The organism is Thermoleptolyngbya oregonensis NK1-22 (genome assembly GCF_032705245.1).
Lineage (GTDB): Bacteria > Cyanobacteriota > Cyanobacteriia > Elainellales > Elainellaceae > Thermoleptolyngbya > Thermoleptolyngbya sichuanensis.
In genome coordinates, this window is sequence record NZ_CP053540.1 from 4,324,265 (window position 1) to 4,344,139 (window position 19,875).

The following is a 19,875-nucleotide window of genomic DNA, read 5'->3' on the forward strand; positions in this document are numbered from 1 at the left end:
AAATTGCGGCTGGATGTTTCTCTGGATGTTCAGCTTAATGTTGGAAACTGTCCCTTATCCCTGCTTGTTTCCTTTCGCGTCGGCGTACCGCTGCTTGAACAGGGCCTGTCGCTTTTTGTGATCGACAATCGGTGCAGGATAATTACAGGAACGGCGATCGCCCGCATCAATGATCCCTGTCACCAGTTGTGCAGTCTCCAGCCCGCGCAATTCTGGCAGCCATTCGCGGATGTATTCCGCCTCTGGGTCAAACTTTTGCGCTTGACTGGCGGGGTTAAAGATCCGCAGCGGTTTTGGGTCCATGCCGCTGGAGGCGCTCCACTGCCAGCCGCCGTTGTTCGCTGCTAGGTCGCCATCGACCAGCCGCTGCATGAAATACTTTTCGCCCCAGCGCCAGTCGATGATCAAATCTTTCGTCAAAAAGCTGGCGACGATCATGCGGCAGCGGTTGTGCATCCAGCCCGTTTCATTCAACTGGCGCATGGCTGCATCCACAATCGGGTAGCCCGTGCGCCCCTCACACCACGCCTGGAAGTGTTTCTCGTTGTTTTCCCAGGGAAAGGCTTTGAACGGTTCGCGATAGGGGCCGTCGGCCAGTTCGGGGAAGTGATACAGGACGTGTTGATAAAACTCGCGCCAGGCCAGCTCTTGCCGCCAGACACGGATGCCCTCCTGGGCTTCGTCGCTGCGGGTCTGTTCCTGGGCGATTTGCGTAGCGGCCCAGACCGTGCGGATGCCAATCGCCCCAAACTTGAGCGCGGCGCTCAGCCTGGAGGTGCCGTCTTCATAGGGTAAATTGCGCTGTGCTTGATAATCAGTAATGGCGCGATCGCAGAATTCCGTGAGCCGCTCCTGGGCCGCCGCTTCGCCCGGTTCTAGAATGAAGCCGCCGTTCCACACCAGACCGAGATCTTTGAGCTTGGGCAGGGCGATCGCCCCCGCTTTGGTTGCCGCATCTTTTTCAGAATCCGTCAGCCCTTCGGCATTGGTCAAATCCGCCACGGGTTCAGCCTTGGGCTTGCTGCTCCAGTTTTTCCAAAAGGGCGTATAGACCGTGTAGGGCGTGCCGGAGCCGCTGAGGATTGATTTGGGGTCGTGCAACAGTTGGTCCCAAAACGCCTGATATTCTACGCCTGCTTCCTTGAGGGCAGCGGCAACCCGGCGATCGCGCTCTCGTCCGTAGGGTTCCACGTCGCGGTTCCAGTACACGGCCTGAGCGCCTAGGGCGTTGGCCAGTCGAGGCAGCGCCTTCACGGGGTCATCGTGCAAGATCAGCAGTTGGCTGCCTGCTTTGGCGTATCGCGTCTGCAAATCTTGCAAACAGCCCAGCAGATAAGCCACGCGCACCGGGGCCACATCGTCCCGCTGCAAAATACCCGGATCGAGACAAAACACGCCAATGACTTTTGCCGAGCGCGATCGCCCTTCTGCCAGCCCCACATTGTCCGCAATTCGCAAATCGCGGCGATGCCAAAACAAAATCAACTCGCTCATACCCTGCCTGCTGGATTCTATTCATCACCTTACTGCATCCCGCCTAGAGAAGCGGGCCGCAAGTGAAAACGAGGGCTAAGACGAGCAGAACCGACTACGCTTTGTCGGGCGCTTTCAAGAAGTAGCTGCCTAGAAATAGCAAGAAATAGCAGCCCTAAATGAGCCTTCTGGCAAGAACGTGGGTAATCTTGAAGATTTTCAGCGGAGTAAACTCTGCACGGTTCTGATTAGGATATGGTTTGAGGAAGGCGATCGCCTTCTTCAGAGAAAAATTAGAGAAAAACTATCTAAGTAGGATATCACAGCAGCGTGGATTAGCAGTCTCCATCAGCGGCATCCCCCCCATCGCACTCCCTTGCAATCGCACCCCCTTATATTCAGACGAGCAGAGCTAAATGGCACGGATTGTTTCTATTCATTCTTTTCGAGGCGGCACGGGCAAATCGAACACCGCAGCCAACCTGTCGGCCCTGCTGTCCAAGCACGGGCAGCGCGTCGGCGTGATTGACACCGATATCCAGTCGCCGGGGATTCACGTTCTATTTGGGCTGGAACCCAACAGCATGAAAAACACCCTCAACGACTACCTCTGGGGCGACTGTACGATTGCCGAAAGCGCCTACGATGTCACCGTGCCAGACTTCAAAACTGGGGAAGGCGCAGTCTATTTAGTGCCGTCCAAAAGCTCTGCCGAGGATATTGCCCGCGTGTTGCGTGAAGGGTACGATGTGCGCCTGCTGCGGAGCGGGCTACAAGATCTGGTCAAAGCCTACAATCTCGACTACGTCCTGATCGACACGCACCCCGGGCTGAACGAAGAGACGCTGCTGGCGCTAGCCATGTCAAACCTATTGCTGCTGGTGCTGCGGCCCGACCAGCAAGATTTTCAGGGAACGGCGGTGGTGCTAGATTTGGCGCGAAAGCTGCGCGTTCCCAAGATTCTCATGCTGATCAATCGCGTGCTGGCCAGCGTGGATGTAGAAGACCTGAAAAAGCAGGTCGAGTCGATCTATAGCAACGAAATCGGCGCGGTCTTGCCCAACTGTGAGGAGATGATGCAGCTTGGCAGCAGCGATCTGTTTGCGGTTCGCTATCCTGACCATCCCCTGTCACAAGAAATGGATCGCCTGGTTCGCCAGATCGTGGCTATTGAGTAGGTTGCTGGATGGATAGCCATCTTGCGCTTCGAGATGAGTTGCTGCCCTAGAAGTTGCTGGAAGTAGGAAATTATCGTTGGCAAAGAAGTCTGCTGCGCTAGCGAGGCCGCGCATACCGTAACGGCGATCGCCGATGTCCCCAGTACGCTGCACTGGCTATCGGCAGCATCCCTCAACACTCTGCACCAGCAAAATCCCCAGATTGGGCTGCGGCTGCTGGACTGGGTGGTGCGCCTGCTCAGCGACTAGGTAATCCACGCAAAAGCTGAAATTCAAGAACTGTTGCAGTGAGGTCAACAATTTCCCAAAAACCTACAAAATATCTGGAGATTTGTCTGGAGATTTAGAGGGACAAGCGGTATGGTTTAGGGACATGCTCCACGACTCGCTTCGGACTTGAAATTCGGACTTGAAATTCGGACTTGAAATCATGCAGGAGCCTTGTTCTGCCCCGTCTTCAGACCCTGCTGTTGAGCAGTCTCTACACCTGGAAATCGCCCAACTCCGTGCTGAGCTGGAAACCCTCCGCCAAGAAAAATCTGACCTGGAAATCTTGCTAGAGATGACCACCGAACACTCCGACACGGTGGAGGCAGAGCTTCAGCGCGAAGCAGAGGAAACGCTGCGGGAAAGCGAACATCGACTGGCACAGTTTCTCGAAGCCGTGCCCGTGGGCGTGTTTGTGGTAGATGGCGGCGGTCGCTCCTACTATGCCAACCGCATGGCGCAGCAGATTTTGGGGCATATCCCCATAACGCAGGTGGCGACTGATGAATTGTCGGAAACCTACCAGGTTTATCAGGCGGGCGCAGAGCGGCTGTATCCTACCGCAGATCTGCCGATTGTGCGGGCGCTGACGGGCGAGAGCAGCACGGTAGACGATATGGTGCTGCGCCAGGGCGATCGCACGGTTCCCTTGGAGGTCTGGGCCAGCCCGATTTACAACGAAAAGGGGCAGGTGGTCTATGCGATTGCCGCTTTTCAGGACATCACCGAGCGCAAGCGGGCCGAAGATGCCTTGCGAATCGCCGAAGCCAACTACCGCAGCATCTTTGAAAACGCCGCCGAGGGGATTTACCAAACCACGCCCGATGGTCAGTATCTCAGCGCCAATCCAGCGATCGCCCGCATGTATGGCTACGACAGTCCCGCCGAGCTTATGGCCAGCGTCGGCGACATCTCCCAGCAGGTCTACGTAGACCCCCAAGAGCGCGATCGCTTTCGATCCCTGCTCACCCAGCACGGCGAAGTCAAAAACTTTGAATACCAGGTGTATCGCCGCGACGGCACCGTCATGTGGCTCCTAGAGTCGGCGCGGAGCGTGTGCGATGGCGCGGGCAGAGTCCTCTACTACGAGGGCATGTGCATTGACATCACCCAGCGCAAACAGCAGGAACAGGCCCTCCAGCAGCGGATGCAGCAGCTTCAGATCGAAATTGACGAGGCCAAACGCCAGCGTCAGGTCGCCGAAATCACCCAAACTGACTATTTTCGCCAGATTCAGCAAGAAGCCGAACAATTCAAACGGCGATTGGCTGAATAGGGCTGGATGTAGGGCTGGCATAAGCCTGGATGTAAGCCTGGATGCAAGCCTGGAATAAGCCTGGAATGGAATAAGCCTGGAATCGGTTCAGATGGACACCGCCCGTCATCCTCTCCAACCCCTATCCGCTTCGATCAAAATCCGCTTCGCTCAAAATCCTCAGAAATCCGCCTCGATTAGAAATCCGCTCTGATAAAAAAGTTCACGAGAAAAGCTAAATTGTCCTCACGCGAAAAAATGAGAGAATAGTGGCCCAAATAGCACCCCAGTTTCAGATGAAATGCTACATAACCCATACACGCTACGGTGATCACAACCCGCCGTAGCCGCAAATCGGGGAGGCAGCAGGTGCGAATCGCGCATCAATCAGGTGTGAATCCGGTCTTTGTCATCCAGTCGAGGTTTCTGTGGCCAAAATTGTTTCGATTCATTCCTACCGGGGTGGCACAGGCAAGTCCAACCTCACCGCAAACCTGGCCACGGCGATCGCCCTCCAGGGTAACCGAGTCGCCGTCATCGACACCGACATTCCCTCACCCGGCATCCACGTCATCTTCGGGCTAGACGACCAAAAAATCGACAAAACCCTCAACGACTACCTCTGGGGCCGCTGCACCATTGCCGATGCTGCCTACAACGTCACGCCCCCCTCCTCTAATCCCAGCGGCGGCCAAGTGTTTCTCGTCCCCTCCAGCGTCAACGCCGACGAAATCGCCCGCATTCTCAACCAGGGCTATGACTTTCGCCTGCTCAACGACGGACTGCGCCAGCTCGTGCGCCAGCTTGAAATCGACTATCTGCTAATCGACACCCACCCCGGCCTCAACAAAGAAACCCTCTTATCAATCGCCGTTTCCAACCTGGTGCTGCTAATCCTGCGGCCCGACCAGCAAGACTTTCAGGGCACCGCCGTCACGGTAGACGTGGCCCGCCAGCTCGATGCCCGCCAAATGCTGCTCATCGTCAACAAAGTCCTCAGCAGCATGGATCAAAACGCCCTCAGAGAACAGGTCACTCAGACCTACAAAGTGCCCGTTGCAGGCGTGTTCACCCTGTCCGAAGAAATGATTTACCTGGCCAGCAACGGCATCTTTTTCCTGCGGTATCCCGATCACCCGTTCAGTCAGGAACTCCGCCGCGTCGTTGCCCACGTGATCGGTTAGTCATCGGTTAATCATTGGTTGAATGCTGCAAATCTTTGGCGATTTTCAAGACGACTATCCCCCCAGTCAGGAATTCCTGTCGCTGGCTTTTTCCCCCAGTTCTGCGCCCATCCGCCAGCGCTGGCGCGTGAACGGACTCTCGGCCGACTTTGTGGCCGACTACATGACGACCTTCTTTCCCGGCGAAGATGATTTATCATCTCCCTCTCAGCAAGATAAGGTTCGCGATGCCGTAAGCTTTATTGCAAATGAACTGCTGGAAAACGCGATGAAGTTTAGTGACGAAACCTCCGCTTTTCCGATTCAGATTCAGCTCCATTTGCACAGCGACGCGCTGGTTTTTTACGTCACAAACAGCATCAAATCCGACGACATTATTCGATTCCAAACGCTGATTCAGGAAATTGTTTCCAGCGATCCCGACGAGCTTTACATCCAGCGGCTAGAAGCCAACGCCCTGGATGATGCCAATTCTGGGTCGGGGCTGGGGCTATTGATTATGCTGACCAACTATGCCGCCCGCCTGGGATGGAAGTTTGAAACCCTGACCGCAAAACCGCCCCTCACCGCCGTCACCACGATGGTTAAAATGCCCGTCTAGGCTGCAAGATGGATGAGCTACGACAGACAATAGATGCATTAGAATCAGCAAAGATTAAGTTGAGCGCTATGGAACTCCGGGACGACGACTATCAAATCTGGTATGACGCAGAGACGCAGACATTGACCTGCCAAGGGGCGCTGCGTCTGGGCGGGCCCGACGAATACGCGCCGATTGCTCAACTGCTGGATGAAGTGGTCAAGCAGGAACCCAAAAATTTGGAACTCGATTTGCGAAAGCTGGCGTTTCTCAATAGCTCTGGGATTAATACCCTGTCCAAATTTGTGATCAAGGTGCGACAAAACAGCCAGATCCAACTAGTGATTCAGGGATCAAATGAGATTCCCTGGCAAACCAAGTCGCTGCCCAATTTGCAGCGATTGCTACCCACGCTCAAGCTCCAGTTTGATTAGGGCGCTTCTCTCTGTTCTCTCTGATTGACCAGGATTTATCCTGGGAATTCTGACAAGTTCTAGCTCTCGATTTGCGACTCACGCTTTCGGTCAATCACTATGGGCACGTCCGCATCGCTTTCTGAGCAGGCCCCCGACCCGCTGCTGTCGGAGGTGATTGCCCTGCAACAGCAAGTCGAGCAGTTGCGTCAGCAGCTTCTGCAAACTCAGCAGGAAAAGGCTGACCTAGAAGTTTTGCTGAACACGGTGACGGGCCATTCTGACCAGATTTTGTCGGAAGTGGAGCAGGAAAAGACGGATCTGGAGATTTTGCTGGAAACCGCAACGGAGCATTCGATGCTGGTGGAAACCGACTTGCAGCAGCAGGTCGAGGAAGAGCGACGGCAGCGAGAGGAGCAGTTTCAATCCATTACGGCGGCAACGCCTGTGGGGCTGCTGATCGCCGAGGTGGAAACGGGGCGAATTTTGTATGCCAATGAGCGGCTGGGGGATTTGCTGGGGCTGTCGCCAGCGGCCCTGCTAGCCCAGTCTACGGTCGATTTTTACGCTCAGCCGGAGGAGCGGGTTTCGGTGCTGGAGGCGATCGCCCAAGACCAGACCTATCGAGGGGAACTGTTGTTTCGGCGGGCCGATGGCAGCGTGTTTTGGGGGCTGCTGTCGATGCGGCCGTTTGGGTTTAACGGGCAGCACACCCTGCTAACGGCAATTCAAGATATCAGCGATCGCAAGCAGGCTGAAGATGCCCTGCGAATCGCCGAAGCCAAATATCGCGGCATCTTTGAAAACGCAGTGGAGGGCATTTTTCGGATGGCGCTGGATGGCGACTATCTAGAAGTCAACCGGGCAATGGCGGGCCTGTTTGGCTATGCCTCCCCCGGCGAAATGCTAGAGTCCGTTCGCGGCGCAACGGCCCAGCTTTATGTGGACCCTGCCCAGCAGCAAGACCTGCGGCAGCGCCTCGAATCTCAGGACGAAATCAAAGATTTTGAATACGCAGCCCGCCGCCAAGATGGCAGCCACTTTTGGGCATCGGCCTGGGCGCGGGCCATTCGCAGCGAATCGGGCGACCTGCTCTACTACGAAGGAAGCTGCATCGACATTACCCAGCGCAAGCAGCAGGAAGAAGCCCTGAAGCGGGAAATTCGCAAATTACGAATCGAAGTGGATCAAACCAAGCGCCAAAAAGAAGTCGCGCAAATCGAGCAAACCGACTATTTTCAATGGCTGGTGTCCCAAGCGGATGATCTGCGCCTGTTTAAAGACGCGCCACGGCGAGACGAGGGATAATCCGGCGCTGGCAGCTCACAGCCAATTTTTCCCAAATCTAGAGATTCAGCAGCTTGCCCAATTTGTCCGCCCTTACGACCAGCCCCAGGCAATTAAGGATTTTCTCAGCAGCTTGTAGGGTTTTGACTCTGGGTTGGAGCCTCCGGCAGAGGCGGCGCAATTTTCGACAAGTTTTTCAACAAGTTTTTCAACAAGTTTATTGCAGCGTTTGGGCGTAGCAGACCGGATCAGATCAGAGATATATCGGATATAACGGAGGAAAATCTTCTTCTCTTTCCCCACAGCGCTATGATTGACCCGCTTTCCATCACGGCTGGGACGATTTTGGCCTATGCCCTGCCCAAACTGCTCGATGCCAGCCTGGAAAAGGTGGGCGAAATGTTGACCGAAGAAGCCATGAACCAAGCGAGGCAAAAGGGGCAAGCGCTGCGGCAGGCGATTTTGCGGCGACTCAATCCCGAAAAGCAACGGCAGCTAGAGCAGGCCATGGCCGCCGCAGAAACCTCACCCGACGAGCGCCAGAAGCTAGAGGCTTGGCTAGAGCGGATGATGCAGCAGCATCCAGATTTTGCGGCGGAACTGCGGAAACTGGCGCAGGAAATTCACCAGATTATCAACATCGATAAGGTTCAAGGGCGAAACGTTCAGCAGGTATTTGGAGGACAAGGGCTTCAGGTAAACGACCCAAACCAGCCCGTATTTCAAATTCAGGGCAATCCGATTTTTAATCTGGGAAACCAACCCCCGACCCAATGACTGGAGCCGCCTGCTGGGGGTCGGGCAAAGTTACCCCCGCCGACGGGCTATGCAGGCAGCGACCTGTTGCCCACGCTGGCCTACTGGCAAGGACGCACCAAGGAGCAAGCACAACTCCATACCTGGCTCAAAGATGCTGCGATTCCGCTGGTTGGTGTTTATGGGCTGGGGGGATTTGGCAAGTCTACCCTGGCGGCGCGGGTGTATGAAGACAGCCGTCAGTTTGTCGGGAAGTTTTGGGCAGATTTGAGCCAGACGCTCGGTTTTCCGGATGTGGCCCGACGCGCCCTATTTGCCTGGGGAATGCCCGCCGAGCAGGTGGCGGAGATTGAGGAAATTCGCCTTGGGGCAGCGCTGGTGCAGCAGCTTGGCCGTGGGGCGTATCTGCTGGTGCTGGACAATTTGGAAAGCGTGTTGACGCAGAGCGACGAGTGGCAGAGCGTCACCTATCGACAGTTTTTTGAACTGCTGCTGAGGACGGCGGGAGCCAGTAAGGTGCTGCTGACCAGTCGCCACCGCCCGCCCAGCCTGCCGGCCCGCTGGCTGCCGCTAACGGAAGGGCTGACCCCGACAGAAGGGGCAGCACTGCTCCGGCAAAAGGGCGTGTTGGGCAGGGACGAAGAACTGCAATCGGTTTCGCAGCGCGTGGGGGGCTATCCACTGTCGCTGGTGCTGATTGCGGGGTGGCTGCTGGCGGAGGAGGCTGCTGACCCCCAGGTGCGCTATTTGCCCGATGATCTGTGGGCGCTGGAGGGGCCCTATCAGGGGGAACGGCAGCTCAGCGTGGAGCAGGTGTTTGGCTGGAGCGTGGGGCGGCTAGAGGAGCGCCTGCGGCAGATGCTCTGGCAAATCAGCATTTTGCGGCAGCCCTTTGATGCCACCACGGCCGCTGTCGTGGCTGAGGTAGACCCTCCCCAAGCCGAGGCAGACCTGCGCCAGCTTGAGCGTCGATCGCTGCTGCAACGGCCTGCTGGTGGCCACAAGGGGCAGCAACTCTTTCGCTGGCAGCCCCAGGTGCGAGAACTGGCCCAGCGCCAGGCCGGCGACCAGTCTGCTGCTCATGGGCGGGCCGTGAGCCACTTTGCTGAGCGGGTGCAACCTTTGCAGCAGATGAGGGGCCGAGAGAATCTGCGGCAGGCAGAAACCGATCTGCTGCAAGACTATTTGGAGGTGTTTCATCATCTCTGCGAACTGGGGCTGTATGGCATGGCGCTGGGCTGGCTGACGAGAGAAACGCAGCCAGGGGAGCGGTATAGCGAATGTGATTTTTGGATGCAGCTTTCGGGCTATAACGACCAGCGAGAGGCCTTGTATCGCCGTTTGGTGGAGGAATGGCGGCCCCAGGAAGAAGAGCGCCGGAGCTATGGCTATGCTCAGGAAAAGCTAGCCGATGTGCTGCAATTTCTCGACCAACGGGAAGCGGCGATCGCCCTCTATGACGAAGCCATTGCCACCTATCAGCAGGTGGGCGATCGCTTGGGCTATGCCAATGCGCTAAAAGCCAAAGCCGATGTGCTGCAATTTCTCGACCAACGGGAAGCGGCGATCGCCCTCTATGACGAAGCCATTGCCACCTATCAGCAGGTGGGCGATCGCTTGGGCTATGCCAATGCGCTAAAAGCCAAAGCCGATGTGCTGCAATTTCTCGACCAACGGGAAGCGGCGATCGCCCTCTATGACGAAGCCATTGCCACCTATCAGCAGGTGGGCGATCGCTTGGGCTATGCCAATGCGCTAAAAGCCAAAGCCGATGTGCTGCAATTTCTCGACCAACGGGAAGCGGCGATCGCCCTCTATGACGAAGCCATTGCCACCTATCAGCAGGTGGGCGCTCGCTTGGGCTATGCCAATGCGCTACAAGCCAAAGCCGATGTGCTGCAATTTCTCAAACAATGTGATGCGGCGATCGCCCTCTATGACGAAGCCATTGCCACCTATCAGCAGGTGGGCGATCGCTTGGGCTATGCCAATGCGCTACAAGCCAAAGCCGATGTGCTGCAATTTCTCGACCAACGGGAAGCGGCGATCGCCCTCTATGACGAAGCCATTGCCACCTATCAGCAGGTGGGCGCTCGCTTGGGCTATGCCAATGCGCTAAAAGCCAAAGCCGATGTGCTGCAATTTCTCAAACAATGTGATGCGGCGATCGCCCTCTATGACGAAGCCATTGCCACCTATCAGCAGGTGGGCGCTCGCTTGGGCTATGCCAATGCGCTAAAAGCCAAAGCCGATGTGCTGCAATTTCTCAAACAATGTGATGCGGCGATCGCCCTCTATGACGAAGCCATTGCCACCTATCAGCAGGTGGGCGATCGCTTGGGCTATGCCAATGCGCTGTGCAGCCGTGCCAGTTTGCTGGAGGACGCATCGGCTGCGCTGGAGGCGTTTTTGCAGGCGCAGCAAATCTATATTGATATTAATCATCCCTACAGCCAGGCCCGCAACTTGATTTTGTACATTTCGTCGGCTCAGGCAGCGCTGGGACAGGTCGAGGCGGCCGTGGAGTCGCTCCAGCAGGCCGCAGAGATTGGCCAGGCGATTGGCGTAGACATCCTTGTGCAAGTTGCACAGCAGCGAATGGCGGAGTTGCGGGGTTGAGATGTTGGATGTTGGATTTTGGAATTGGCACGAGATGCCCCAGCAAACCTGGACGGCCGATGCTCTCACTGATTCCGAAACTGCCACGCGGCCTCTAGCACCTGCACCCAGCGCTTTTGCACCTGCTTGGGCGTGCAGCGGAGGGTCTGGGCGATGGCCGTGTCGGGTTCCCGCTGCATTTTTAGCCGCAGGAGCTGGCGCTGGTCGGCGGTGAGCTGGGCCTGAAACGCCTCCCACTGGTGCTGGGGCATTCCCAGGTTTTGATCCAGATCGGCACCGAGCCACTGGTGGACGAGTTGCCAGCGGTGAGAGCGCGAGAATTTTTCGACGTGATACTTAAACCGCTGCTGCAAATAGTCGCGCTGGCGGGGCGACAGGCCCAAGATTTCGTCGATTTCGGGGGCGGTGAGGTCCTGCATTTTTAGGATGAGATAGTCGATGCAGTCCTGCTGCTTTTGGGATTCTAGGTATTGCACCAGTTCTGCCACGACGCGATCGCGCAGGACGGAATCTGATGGGTCGAGCGCTTCGGACACCATCTGTTCTCGGACTTGCTGCACTACGGGCGATCGGCTGTGGATGTCGGCTTCGTCGCCCCGCGCCGATTCTACTGCCAGATCCAGGTCCACAGAGGTTTCGGCGGGCTGGCGACGGGCAAACCCCTGGGCCCGCAGCACGATTAGCTGCTGGTTTCGGCGGCCGGGCAGGTTGATGCGGCGCTTGGCATATTGCTCCATAAAGGCCATGTATTCCGCCAGTTCTAGCCGGGTCTGGGGGCTATAGTCTTCGGGCAAAAAGTTCTCTTTGCGGAAGGCCTTTAGCACTTCGATGTAGAAGATTTGCATGAAGTCTTCGATCATCTCGTAGCGGGCCTGGAAGCCAAGCTGGGCGCGGCTGCGCGTGATGTGGCGATAGACGATGGCGCTGAGGTGGCTATGCAGTTCCACACGACCGCGCCGCGACCCCAGCCGATAGTAGGTGAGGCACTTTTGCAGGCGGTGTTGGGCCAGCGTCCATTGCCAGGTTTCGACCTGTCCTGAAGACTGGATGCGATCGCTCTTGGAGCAGATCCGCTCGACCTCAGCCACGATCCGTCGGATCACCGCGTCGGCGCTGGTGGGCCGCTTGTCCAGTGCGGCTTCCAATTCGTGCAGCAGCCGCTCCACAAGCTGGAGGTTCTGAATTTCGGGCGGCTGGGCGGGGGGGTGGGCTGCGTCGTCTGCGTCTGTCGAGGAGGAGGAATGGGAGGGGGAATCAGAGAGGGAATGGGCGGGGGTATGGGAGGGGGAATGGGCGGGGGAATGGGAAGGGGCGATCGCCAACGATTCTGTATCCACCTCCGCCATCAGATCGACGGAATCCAGTATCGGAGCGGAATCCAGCCCAGCCGCAAACAAAGAATCCACAGAATCCGTTGCTTCCGAGCGATCTGGCGAAAATGCCGCAGACGGTGACGCAGTGTGCGTATCGTGGGGACTGGGTTGATTGAAGTCGGCAGAGGCGACCGGAGCATGAAAACCAGAAGCCGTAGGCGCAGGCGTAGCACAAGTGGGGAAGTTGGCGGGTTCGAGATTCATGACGGTGTTGGTGATGCACGGGTTGGTAGAGCAACTGCTGGAGGGCGCGGAGAACACTGCAAGCCAGTTTTGGCCGCCTTGTTCCACCCAACTCAGCAGTCATAATCAGGTCTACACGCTCCCCCGGAGGGAGTACGGCTTCGTCCGGATGGGGCTATGTCACTTTTTATGCTGGTCTTGTGGGGCAAGACCCAGAGCGGGGTTCACCCGTGTTCACCAAACCGCTGAATTTTCCAGGAACTCCAGACGAATCGGGCAGACGACGGGCGGGTAGCTGTCCCTGAGGGAATCGAACAAAAGGGGGTGCCAGTTGACCGGGTGGCTAAATTTTGGTTTAGTCCTGATCGGGCAAATGAATCGGGCGAATGAATCGGGCCAGTGAATCGGGCATATGACCGGGGTCGGGGTCTTTGCAAAAAGCAGGCTTTCCGAAAGCGCCTGCGCTGCAAAGGGGGCGGCGCGACTTCCAGACCTCCGGCAAGGGGCCCAAGCGGGCGTGGCTCAGGCGGGGGGCTATTCCGGTTCTGGTTCTCCCACCAGCCCGATAACCGCCTCTACTCCTAGACCCTTTCGCAAGAGAATAGGTTCCTCCCCCGTCAGATCCAGCATGGTAGACACCTGATATCCCACACGAGAATCGTCGTCGATGATGAGATCCACCAGCTTATCAAAGCGGTCGAACAGTTCAGGTTTAGAAATGTGACCGGGGGGCGTGCGCGATTGCGAATCAAACGCTGTGGTTGCAGAGGTCGAAATAATCGGGTTGCCCAGCGTCGTCAGCACCGCCTGACAGACCGTGTGATCGGGGACGCGGATGCCCGTCGTCTTGCGCTTGGGGTCCATCACCAGCCGGGGCACAAGCTTGGTGGCGGGCAGCAAAAAGGTGTAGGGGCCGGGAATCAGCCGCTTGATCAGCCGATAGGCCGCATCGCTGACATAGGCGTAGCTGGCGATGTTCGACAGGGACGAGCAAAGAAAGGTTAAGGGTTTGTCGCTCGAAAGCTGCTTGATTTTGCGGACGCGCTCGATGGCCGATTTGGCGTTGAGGTCGCAGCCGATTGCGTAGACTGTATCGGTGGGATAGAGCAGCACAGCCCCGTCCTGAAGCGCATCACAGACCTGATCGACCTTGCGCTTTTGGGGAGTTTCAGGATGGATGCTATAGACGATTGCCATGCAGGTGTTTGGTAAAGGGTTGCAGCGTGCGGATTGAGCCTGATTGAGCCTGATTGAGCCTGGATTGAGCCTGACCCGCCTACCTCCGTGGAACTACGGGCGTGGCTGCTTCATCCGCCAGCCAGGGCATCAAACTATCGTACTCTTGCGGACGGTGAATCGTGGGATGGGGGTTTTTAATTCAGTACGAGATGAATTTCTCCTGCTTTTTGGGCAACTGGGCGATCGCCCGCCAAAGTTTGGAGTATCCTGGTAAGTCCTGCACTCTTTTTGAGAGACACGGCACAACTGGGGGCGTTTGGCTTGGGTGGCTCGATCGAGGTTTTCCTCAAAGAGGTTTTCCTCAAGAAGGTCTGCCTCAAAAAGGTCTGCCTCAAAAAGGTTTGTCTCAAAAAGGTTTGTCTCAAAAAGGTTTGTCTCAAAAAGGTTTTAGAGGATGTTTGAAAAGTCCTACTGTTTGTAGCAAAGCGTGCAAGATCCCCCTGAATCCCCCTTAAAAAGGGGGACTTTAAGGCGGTTTCCCCTTTTTTAAGGGGGGCTAGGGGGGATCTCTGAGTGCTTAACATTACAGGCGATACCTTTTCAAACACCCTCTTACAGACAAAGGTTTTACGCAAAAAGGTTTTATGCACCAAAGTTTTACGCAAAACCCCCTGGGGAACCTACCGACTCCAAATTTCATCTGAGTCACTCAACCTGCAAGCATTGGGCTGCAAGCATCGAGCCGACTAGATCCAAGGGCTGATTTCATCGCGTCGGATTCAAGAGGTTTGATGAAGAAAAGCTAAAGCCTTTGCAGCGGGTCGTAATCCCGTCGGCGAGTGCTGATAACAGTAGTAAGCTGGCAGGCTGATGGCTGTGGCGAGGGCTGGGCAGGCGAAAAGACGAAGGGAAGATTGCCGGAATCTGCATTGATTCAGTCTTCTGCCCGACCTACCATTCTCGTTAAATCTTCTCGTTAAATCAACGAATTCTTCAAATCCGCAAGCCACAAATCTGCAAATCGCAAATCTGCAAATCTACAAACCACAAATCCGCAAACAAACCCAAACAACCCCAAGTAGGTGAACCCACGATGACCCCGCTGACCTATGCAAGGCTAATCAAGTTCTTGCGCGAAGAGCTATCGGTGCCAGATGCGTCGATTGCGATCGCCCAGAAACACCTGGAGCATGACCCGGGCCCGCTGCCGATGATCCTGTGGCAATATGGCCTGGTGACGCTGGAACAGCTTGACCGCATTTATGACTGGCTCGAAACTGCCTGACTGCTGCCTGCGGCGCTTGGAGCGTCTACTGGAAGCGGTCACTTGAAGTGGCCACTAGAAGCGACCACTGGAAGTGACCACTGGAAGTGACCACTGGAAGTGACCCACGTTAGGGCTGCTGCAAGATTTGCCGACATTCCTCCAGGGTCGTTGGGCGGTTGATCGTACTGCCAATCCATGATCCAAAAAACAGCATTAGCAGGATGACTAGCACAATTGGGCTGGGATCGCCCCATCCATCAGGATTGCCGGGTGGCTCAATTTTGCTCATGGCGATCGCCTCACAGAACTTTTCACACAGAACTTTTCACACTGAACCGTTAACGCGGCATGTTGACGCGGCATGAGGAGTACCGGAGTCCGTGAATCCCCCATCCTCTCATTCCCACACTAGAATATCTTCTCCAACGCTCCGTCAACCCTGCACTCGCGGATCAAGCCAGCCGTATAGCAAATCTGCAACCAGGTTTAGCAGCACCACCAGGACGGAGAAAATAAAGGCGATCGCCATCACCACGGGCGTATCGCTGCGGGAAATCGACTCCACTAGCAGCGCCCCCATGCCCGGAACCCGAAAGACCTGCTCCACCACCAGCGATCCCGTAAACAGGCTGGGCAAATCCAGCGCCACCAGCGTCACCACGGGGATCAGCGCATTTCGCAGGGCGTGGGCTAACACGATGCGACGTTTAGATAGACCTTTGGCGTGGGCCGTGCGGATGTAGTGCTGCGGCAGCTCGTCGAGCAGGGCGGCCCGCACAAACCGCATTAGCACCGCTGTTTGAAACAACACCAGGGTTGCGACTGGCATTAGCGATTGCTTCAGTTGCAGTACGAAGCTGTTCCAATCCCGCACGACCAGCGTGCTGTCGTAGATAAAGGGCAGCCACCGCCGCTGCACGCTGAACACAATAATCATCAGCAGGCTGGTGACGAAGGTGGGCAGCGAAAAGCCCATTAGCACCGCCGAAGTTAAGACCTGATCGGCGACGGAACCGCGCCGCAGGGCAGAGAAGACCCCCAGCGGCAGGGCGATCGCCACGGACATGAGATACGACAATCCCGCGATCCACAGGGTCGTCGGCAGCCGCTGCAAAATTAGCCCGCTGACGGGGCTACGGCTGGTGAAGGAATAGCCCAGGTCGCCACGCAGCAGTGCCCCTAGCCATTTCACGTAGCGGACGGGCAGGGGTTGGTCGAGGCCGAGCGATCGCCGGATGTTTTCCCGCACCTCTGCGGTGATGGCCGGATTGCTGGCAAATTCCGACATCGGATCGCCCGGAGCCACCGCCAAAATAGTGAAAATGACCAGGCTAATCGCCAGCAGCGTTAGCCCTAGCCCCAGCAGCCGCATCGCCACATAGCGAATCATCGCCTACTCTCCTAGCAGCGAAAGCTGAGCCGGGTTAGCCGCCTCCAGCGCTGCCGCCTGCGCCAGTTCGCCCACCGCCCGCTCTACGTCGCCCCGACGATAAAGCAGCGTGCTGCTGCGGCCCCGCGCCACCACCTTTCCCTCAATGCCCAGAGACATCAGCAGTTTGGCGGCTTTCTTTTGCCGCTGCCCCAGCAGTTGCGCCGCATATTTCAAGGGCATGACCTGACGCGCAAACCGGGTCAGCAGCACCGTATCCTCTTCATTGCAGAGTTCTGTCAGCAATCGTTCGGCTAGCAGCCAGCAGGCCAGGGTATCCGCCGCCGCCCGGTGCGACGTATCGATGGGAAATTGAAAATGCTGCACTAGTTTGGGCAGACTGCGCGAGGGCAGATCGGGCAGCATCAGCCGCGATAGCTCTACGGTGCAAAGCTGCATTCGCTCAGGGCGCATAAACTCTACGCCCAGCCGTCGATATTCCGCCTGCAAAAAGCCGTAGTCAAATTCCAGATTGTGGGCCGTCAGCACACCCGTTTGCAGCAGCGGCAAAAAGTCGGGCAGCGCTTCGGCCGCTGTGGGAGCCGTTGCCACCATTTCCGGCGTAATGCCTGTAATCCGCACAATCTTGGCAGGAATCAGCGCTTCCGGGTTCAGCAGCGTAGACTGCTGCCGCTGCACTCCCTCCTCTAGGCTGGCGTGCAGCACCGATAGTTCTGTCATGCGATGCTTAAACGCCAGCCCGCCCGTCGTCTCCACATCTACCACCGTCAGCGGCTGTTGGCTCAGTTGGCGATAGTGCTGTAGCAGTTGGGGAGAGAGCATGGGTGGGGTGGGAAAGGGAGAGCAGAGACGACGCTTCCAAAAGCCAAAAGCCTTCTGACTATCCTAATCCTTTCTCCAGCGGCTGCCGTCTAGAATCCCACACGCTACGACTTTCCCACTCGTCAAACCGTCCCTTCCCATTACCCCTCCTGTGCAGATTGTCGCAGCCTGGCCAAGTCGCCGCCGCAGATAGCAGGCAGGTGGCGGGTAATTTTCTGGATGTCCCAGTCCCACCAGCAGATTTGCAGGAGTTCCTGGATCACTGCGTCGTCAAAGCGCTTGCGAATCAGGGCTGCGGGGTTGCCGCCGACAATGGCGTAGGGTTCTACGTTGCGCGTGACGACCGCACCCGTGGCGATAATGGCTCCGTCGCCCACCTGCACTCCCGGCATCAGCATCGCGCCGTAGCCAATCCACACGTCGTTGCCGATGATGGTGTCACCTTTGTTGGGCCAGGAATCGGGCATGGCGTGTTCCCAGCCGTTGCCAAACACGGGAAAGGGATAGTTGGTGAACCAGTCGGTGCGGTGGTTGCCGCCGTTCATGATGAATTTGACATCCGAGGCGATGGAGCAAAACTTGCCGATGATTAGGCGATCGCCCTCAAAGTCGAAGTGATACAGCACATTGCGCTCAAAGTTCTCCGGGTTCTCAAAATCGTCGTAATAGGTGTAGTCGCCGACGATAATGTTGGGATTTTTAACGATGTTTTTCAGAAACGCCAGCCGAGTCTGGCCGGGGATCGGGTAGCGGGTGTCGGGGGAAGGGCCGGAGGTCATTTTGTCGCCTCAAATTATTGCGTCAAATTATTGCCTCAAATTATCGCCACGTTATCGCCTCAAATTATCGCGTCAAAATTATTGCCACGTTATCGCCTCAAATTATTGCCACGTTATCGCCTCAAAATTATCGACTCAAATTATCGCCTTAAAAATCGCTGGCTCAACCGACTCACAAACGCATCCACCTCCGGCAGCCGTAGCCGTGTGGCAAACCACCCAAACACCAGCAGCCCTGCGCCGCCTGCAAGACACAGATTCACCAGCAGCACGCCAAAGCCCTGGTTGCCGAGCCATTCCTCGCAGCCCTGAAGCACCGCCCACGCCACACTGCCTGCCAGCCCGCTGCCCAGGGCCAGCAGCGCCGTCAGTCCGCCCCATTGACGCAGCGGCAGCCCTTGCAGGCGGCGGTGCAAGATAGCCAGCATAACCAGCATCGAAATCAGGTTCACGCCGACGGTCGCCAGCACCAGCCCCACCGCGCCATAGGGACGCACCAGCAAAAAGTCCAGCAGCGCGTTTAGGAAGATATTGGCAATGCTAATGCGGAAGGGCGTGAGGCTGTCTTCTAGGGCATAAAACACGCGCACCAGCACGTCGCGCCCCAGATACACAAACATGCCGACGGAATAGGCCATCAGCACGGTAGCGGTGAGCAGCGAGTCTTCGGGGCGGAAGGCATAGCGCTCGTAGACCACCCGCGAAATGGGGACGGCCAGCACGATCATCAGAGCGCTGATGGGCAGCATGGTCAGAGCCGTGGTGATCAGTCCCTGACGGATGCGGAGCTTGAGGTCGGGCCAGTCCTGCGGCGCGGTGAGGCGAGAAAACACGGGCAGCAGCGGCACCAGAATGACGTTTGACAAAATGCCCAGGGGGGTCAGCGCCAGCAGCCCTGCATAGCCCATTGCCGAAACGGCCGCCGCCGCGTTGGGAATAAAGGACGCGAAGAACAGATCCGTCCACACATTAATCTGCATCATGCCCGAAGAAAACGTCGCCGGGCCCATGACGTTGATCACTTCGCGAACCGCGGGATCGTTGAAGTTGAACCGGGGTCTCAGCGTGCCCAAGCCGGATTTCCACTGGGCGGGTAGCTGCACCAGCCATTGCAGCAGCGCTCCGGCTAGGGTAGACCAGGCCAGCACCGCGCCGCCCAGCATGGCGTATTGCGGATCAGTGATGCGATCGCCCAGATACCATGCTAGTCCCCCCAACCCCAGCAGCACCGTGACGCTGCTAAACAGCGGGCTGATGGACGGCAGCCAGTATTGATTGGCCGCATTCAACGCGCCAAAGCCGATGCCCACCAGCCCCGCCAGCACCGCCATCGGAGCCATAATCTTGAACTGCTGAATGGCGATGTCTCGCGTCTGCTGGAGCGTGGCATAGGTTTCCGGCGACATCCCCTCCCGCGCCGCATCGGCCGCCGAGAGAAACAGACCCGGAGCCACTAGGCTCATCATTGGCTCTGCAAACGCGATCAAGCCCACCGTCACCAGCAGCAAAATGCTGACCACCAGCGTCGTGATTCCTTCCACAATCGGCGCGACTTCTTCTTGCTTGCGCTTCGACAAGACGCTGACAATCGCACTGTGAAAGGGCCCGTTGATCCCGCCCAGCAAAATCAGCAAAAAGCCCGGAATGACATAGGCAAAGTTGAACGCGCCAAACACGGGGCCCGTGCCAAAGGCGGCGGCGATCGCCTGCTGGCGAAACAAGCCAAACACCTTGCTCAGCAGCGTAGCAATGGCAACAATTCCAGCGATTCCGGCAAGTGAGCGGGCTTTGGACACAGGTTTAGAGGGATTGGGGGTATTGGTTTATCGAAAGCGAGGCAGAAAAAAGGCTTGAACAGAAGAAGGTCAAG

General features: G+C 57.0%; 17 protein-coding genes. 9 read left to right on the plus strand and 8 right to left on the minus strand.

Features of this window, described 5'->3' with window-relative positions; genetic code table 11:
• Positions 1-54: 54 nt before the first annotated feature.
• Complete coding sequence (locus HNI00_RS18120) at positions 55-1,494, minus strand: FAD-binding domain-containing protein (RefSeq protein ID WP_316788175.1); 1,440 nt, start codon at positions 1,492-1,494, stop codon at positions 55-57.
• 395 nt (positions 1,495-1,889) lie between these two features.
• Between HNI00_RS18120 and HNI00_RS18125 the strand changes: the two genes are divergently transcribed.
• The 8 genes from HNI00_RS18125 to HNI00_RS18160 all read left to right on the plus strand — a co-directional run bounded on the left by HNI00_RS18125 (position 1,890) and on the right by HNI00_RS18160 (position 11,012).
• Positions 1,890-2,651, plus strand: a complete 762-nt coding sequence (locus HNI00_RS18125) for a MinD/ParA family ATP-binding protein (RefSeq protein WP_297075187.1) — start codon at positions 1,890-1,892, stop codon at positions 2,649-2,651.
• A 430-nt stretch (positions 2,652-3,081) separates the two neighbouring features.
• On the plus strand, positions 3,082-4,194 hold the full coding sequence (locus HNI00_RS18130; RefSeq protein WP_316788179.1) for a PAS domain-containing protein: 1,113 nt from the start codon (positions 3,082-3,084) through the stop codon (positions 4,192-4,194).
• Positions 4,195-4,601: 407 nt separating this feature from the next.
• Positions 4,602-5,357 (plus strand): MinD/ParA family ATP-binding protein, encoded by a 756-nt coding sequence (locus tag HNI00_RS18135; RefSeq protein WP_316788180.1) that lies wholly within the window; start codon positions 4,602-4,604, stop codon positions 5,355-5,357.
• A gap of 22 nt (positions 5,358-5,379) precedes the next feature.
• Positions 5,380-5,958 carry a slr1658 family protein gene (locus HNI00_RS18140; RefSeq protein WP_316788182.1) on the plus strand — a complete coding sequence of 193 codons (579 nt, stop codon included), beginning with the start codon at positions 5,380-5,382 and terminating at the stop codon, positions 5,956-5,958.
• A gap of 68 nt (positions 5,959-6,026) precedes the next feature.
• Positions 6,027-6,371 (plus strand): slr1659 superfamily regulator, encoded by a 345-nt coding sequence (locus HNI00_RS18145; protein ID WP_316788184.1) that lies wholly within the window; start codon positions 6,027-6,029, stop codon positions 6,369-6,371.
• Positions 6,372-6,470: 99 nt separating this feature from the next.
• Entirely contained in the window at positions 6,471-7,658 is a 1,188-nt protein-coding gene (locus HNI00_RS18150) for a PAS domain-containing protein (RefSeq protein WP_316788186.1), read from the plus strand.
• Positions 7,659-7,946: 288 nt separating this feature from the next.
• The gene (locus HNI00_RS18155; RefSeq protein ID WP_316788188.1) at positions 7,947-8,414 is read left to right on the plus strand and encodes a hypothetical protein; all 468 of its coding nucleotides are present in this window, start codon (positions 7,947-7,949) and stop codon (positions 8,412-8,414) included.
• Between the two features lie 66 nt (positions 8,415-8,480).
• The gene (locus tag HNI00_RS18160; RefSeq protein WP_316788190.1) at positions 8,481-11,012 is read left to right on the plus strand and encodes a tetratricopeptide repeat protein; all 2,532 of its coding nucleotides are present in this window, start codon (positions 8,481-8,483) and stop codon (positions 11,010-11,012) included.
• A gap of 65 nt (positions 11,013-11,077) precedes the next feature.
• Here HNI00_RS18160 and HNI00_RS18165 read toward each other — a convergent pair whose 3' ends face one another.
• Both HNI00_RS18165 and HNI00_RS18170 read right to left on the minus strand, forming a co-directional pair.
• Positions 11,078-12,589, minus strand: coding sequence for a HetZ-related protein (locus HNI00_RS18165; RefSeq protein WP_316788192.1), 1,512 nt, complete (start codon positions 12,587-12,589; stop codon positions 11,078-11,080).
• A gap of 513 nt (positions 12,590-13,102) precedes the next feature.
• Positions 13,103-13,765: an L-threonylcarbamoyladenylate synthase gene (locus HNI00_RS18170; RefSeq protein ID WP_316788194.1), complete on the minus strand. Its 663-nt coding sequence runs from the start codon at positions 13,763-13,765 to the stop codon at positions 13,103-13,105.
• A 1,075-nt stretch (positions 13,766-14,840) separates the two neighbouring features.
• Between HNI00_RS18170 and HNI00_RS18175 the strand changes: the two genes are divergently transcribed.
• Positions 14,841-15,032 carry a DUF2949 domain-containing protein gene (locus HNI00_RS18175; RefSeq protein WP_068516276.1) on the plus strand — a complete coding sequence of 64 codons (192 nt, stop codon included), beginning with the start codon at positions 14,841-14,843 and terminating at the stop codon, positions 15,030-15,032.
• Positions 15,033-15,141: 109 nt separating this feature from the next.
• Here HNI00_RS18175 and HNI00_RS18180 read toward each other — a convergent pair whose 3' ends face one another.
• From HNI00_RS18180 to murJ, 5 genes are all read right to left on the minus strand, one after another.
• Positions 15,142-15,303, minus strand: coding sequence for a hypothetical protein (locus HNI00_RS18180; RefSeq protein ID WP_172354865.1), 162 nt, complete (start codon positions 15,301-15,303; stop codon positions 15,142-15,144).
• A gap of 144 nt (positions 15,304-15,447) precedes the next feature.
• Positions 15,448-16,404, minus strand: coding sequence for an ABC transporter permease (locus HNI00_RS18185; protein WP_316788197.1), 957 nt, complete (start codon positions 16,402-16,404; stop codon positions 15,448-15,450).
• 3 nt (positions 16,405-16,407) lie between these two features.
• A complete protein-coding gene (locus tag HNI00_RS18190) occupies positions 16,408-17,226 on the minus strand; it encodes a 3'-5' exonuclease (RefSeq protein ID WP_316788199.1) in 819 nt (272 codons plus the stop codon).
• Positions 17,227-17,366: 140 nt separating this feature from the next.
• Positions 17,367-18,005 (minus strand): CatB-related O-acetyltransferase, encoded by a 639-nt coding sequence (locus HNI00_RS18195; protein ID WP_316788201.1) that lies wholly within the window; start codon positions 18,003-18,005, stop codon positions 17,367-17,369.
• A 140-nt stretch (positions 18,006-18,145) separates the two neighbouring features.
• On the minus strand, positions 18,146-19,801 hold the full coding sequence (gene murJ / locus HNI00_RS18200; RefSeq protein ID WP_316788203.1) for a murein biosynthesis integral membrane protein MurJ: 1,656 nt from the start codon (positions 19,799-19,801) through the stop codon (positions 18,146-18,148).
• Positions 19,802-19,875 lie beyond the last annotated feature (74 nt).

What these genes read in the sequence shown, in the direction of transcription:
- HNI00_RS18125 (WP_297075187.1), top strand. Translation starts at nt 1,890, where the DNA reads ATGGCACGGATTGTTTCTATTCATTCTTTTCGAGGCGGCACGGGCAAA.
- HNI00_RS18180 (WP_172354865.1), bottom strand. Translation starts at nt 15,303, where the DNA reads ATGAGCAAAATTGAGCCACCCGGCAATCCTGATGGATGGGGCGATCCC.
- HNI00_RS18130 (WP_316788179.1), top strand. Translation starts at nt 3,082, where the DNA reads ATGCAGGAGCCTTGTTCTGCCCCGTCTTCAGACCCTGCTGTTGAGCAG.
- HNI00_RS18195 (WP_316788201.1), bottom strand. Translation starts at nt 18,005, where the DNA reads ATGACCTCCGGCCCTTCCCCCGACACCCGCTACCCGATCCCCGGCCAG.
- HNI00_RS18190 (WP_316788199.1), bottom strand. Translation starts at nt 17,226, where the DNA reads ATGCTCTCTCCCCAACTGCTACAGCACTATCGCCAACTGAGCCAACAG.
- HNI00_RS18140 (WP_316788182.1), top strand. Translation starts at nt 5,380, where the DNA reads ATGCTGCAAATCTTTGGCGATTTTCAAGACGACTATCCCCCCAGTCAG.
- HNI00_RS18170 (WP_316788194.1), bottom strand. Translation starts at nt 13,765, where the DNA reads ATGGCAATCGTCTATAGCATCCATCCTGAAACTCCCCAAAAGCGCAAG.
- HNI00_RS18150 (WP_316788186.1), top strand. Translation starts at nt 6,471, where the DNA reads ATGGGCACGTCCGCATCGCTTTCTGAGCAGGCCCCCGACCCGCTGCTG.
- HNI00_RS18145 (WP_316788184.1), top strand. Translation starts at nt 6,027, where the DNA reads ATGGAACTCCGGGACGACGACTATCAAATCTGGTATGACGCAGAGACG.
- HNI00_RS18185 (WP_316788197.1), bottom strand. Translation starts at nt 16,404, where the DNA reads ATGATTCGCTATGTGGCGATGCGGCTGCTGGGGCTAGGGCTAACGCTG.
- HNI00_RS18155 (WP_316788188.1), top strand. Translation starts at nt 7,947, where the DNA reads ATGATTGACCCGCTTTCCATCACGGCTGGGACGATTTTGGCCTATGCC.
- HNI00_RS18120 (WP_316788175.1), bottom strand. Translation starts at nt 1,494, where the DNA reads ATGAGCGAGTTGATTTTGTTTTGGCATCGCCGCGATTTGCGAATTGCG.
- HNI00_RS18175 (WP_068516276.1), top strand. Translation starts at nt 14,841, where the DNA reads ATGACCCCGCTGACCTATGCAAGGCTAATCAAGTTCTTGCGCGAAGAG.
- HNI00_RS18165 (WP_316788192.1), bottom strand. Translation starts at nt 12,589, where the DNA reads ATGAATCTCGAACCCGCCAACTTCCCCACTTGTGCTACGCCTGCGCCT.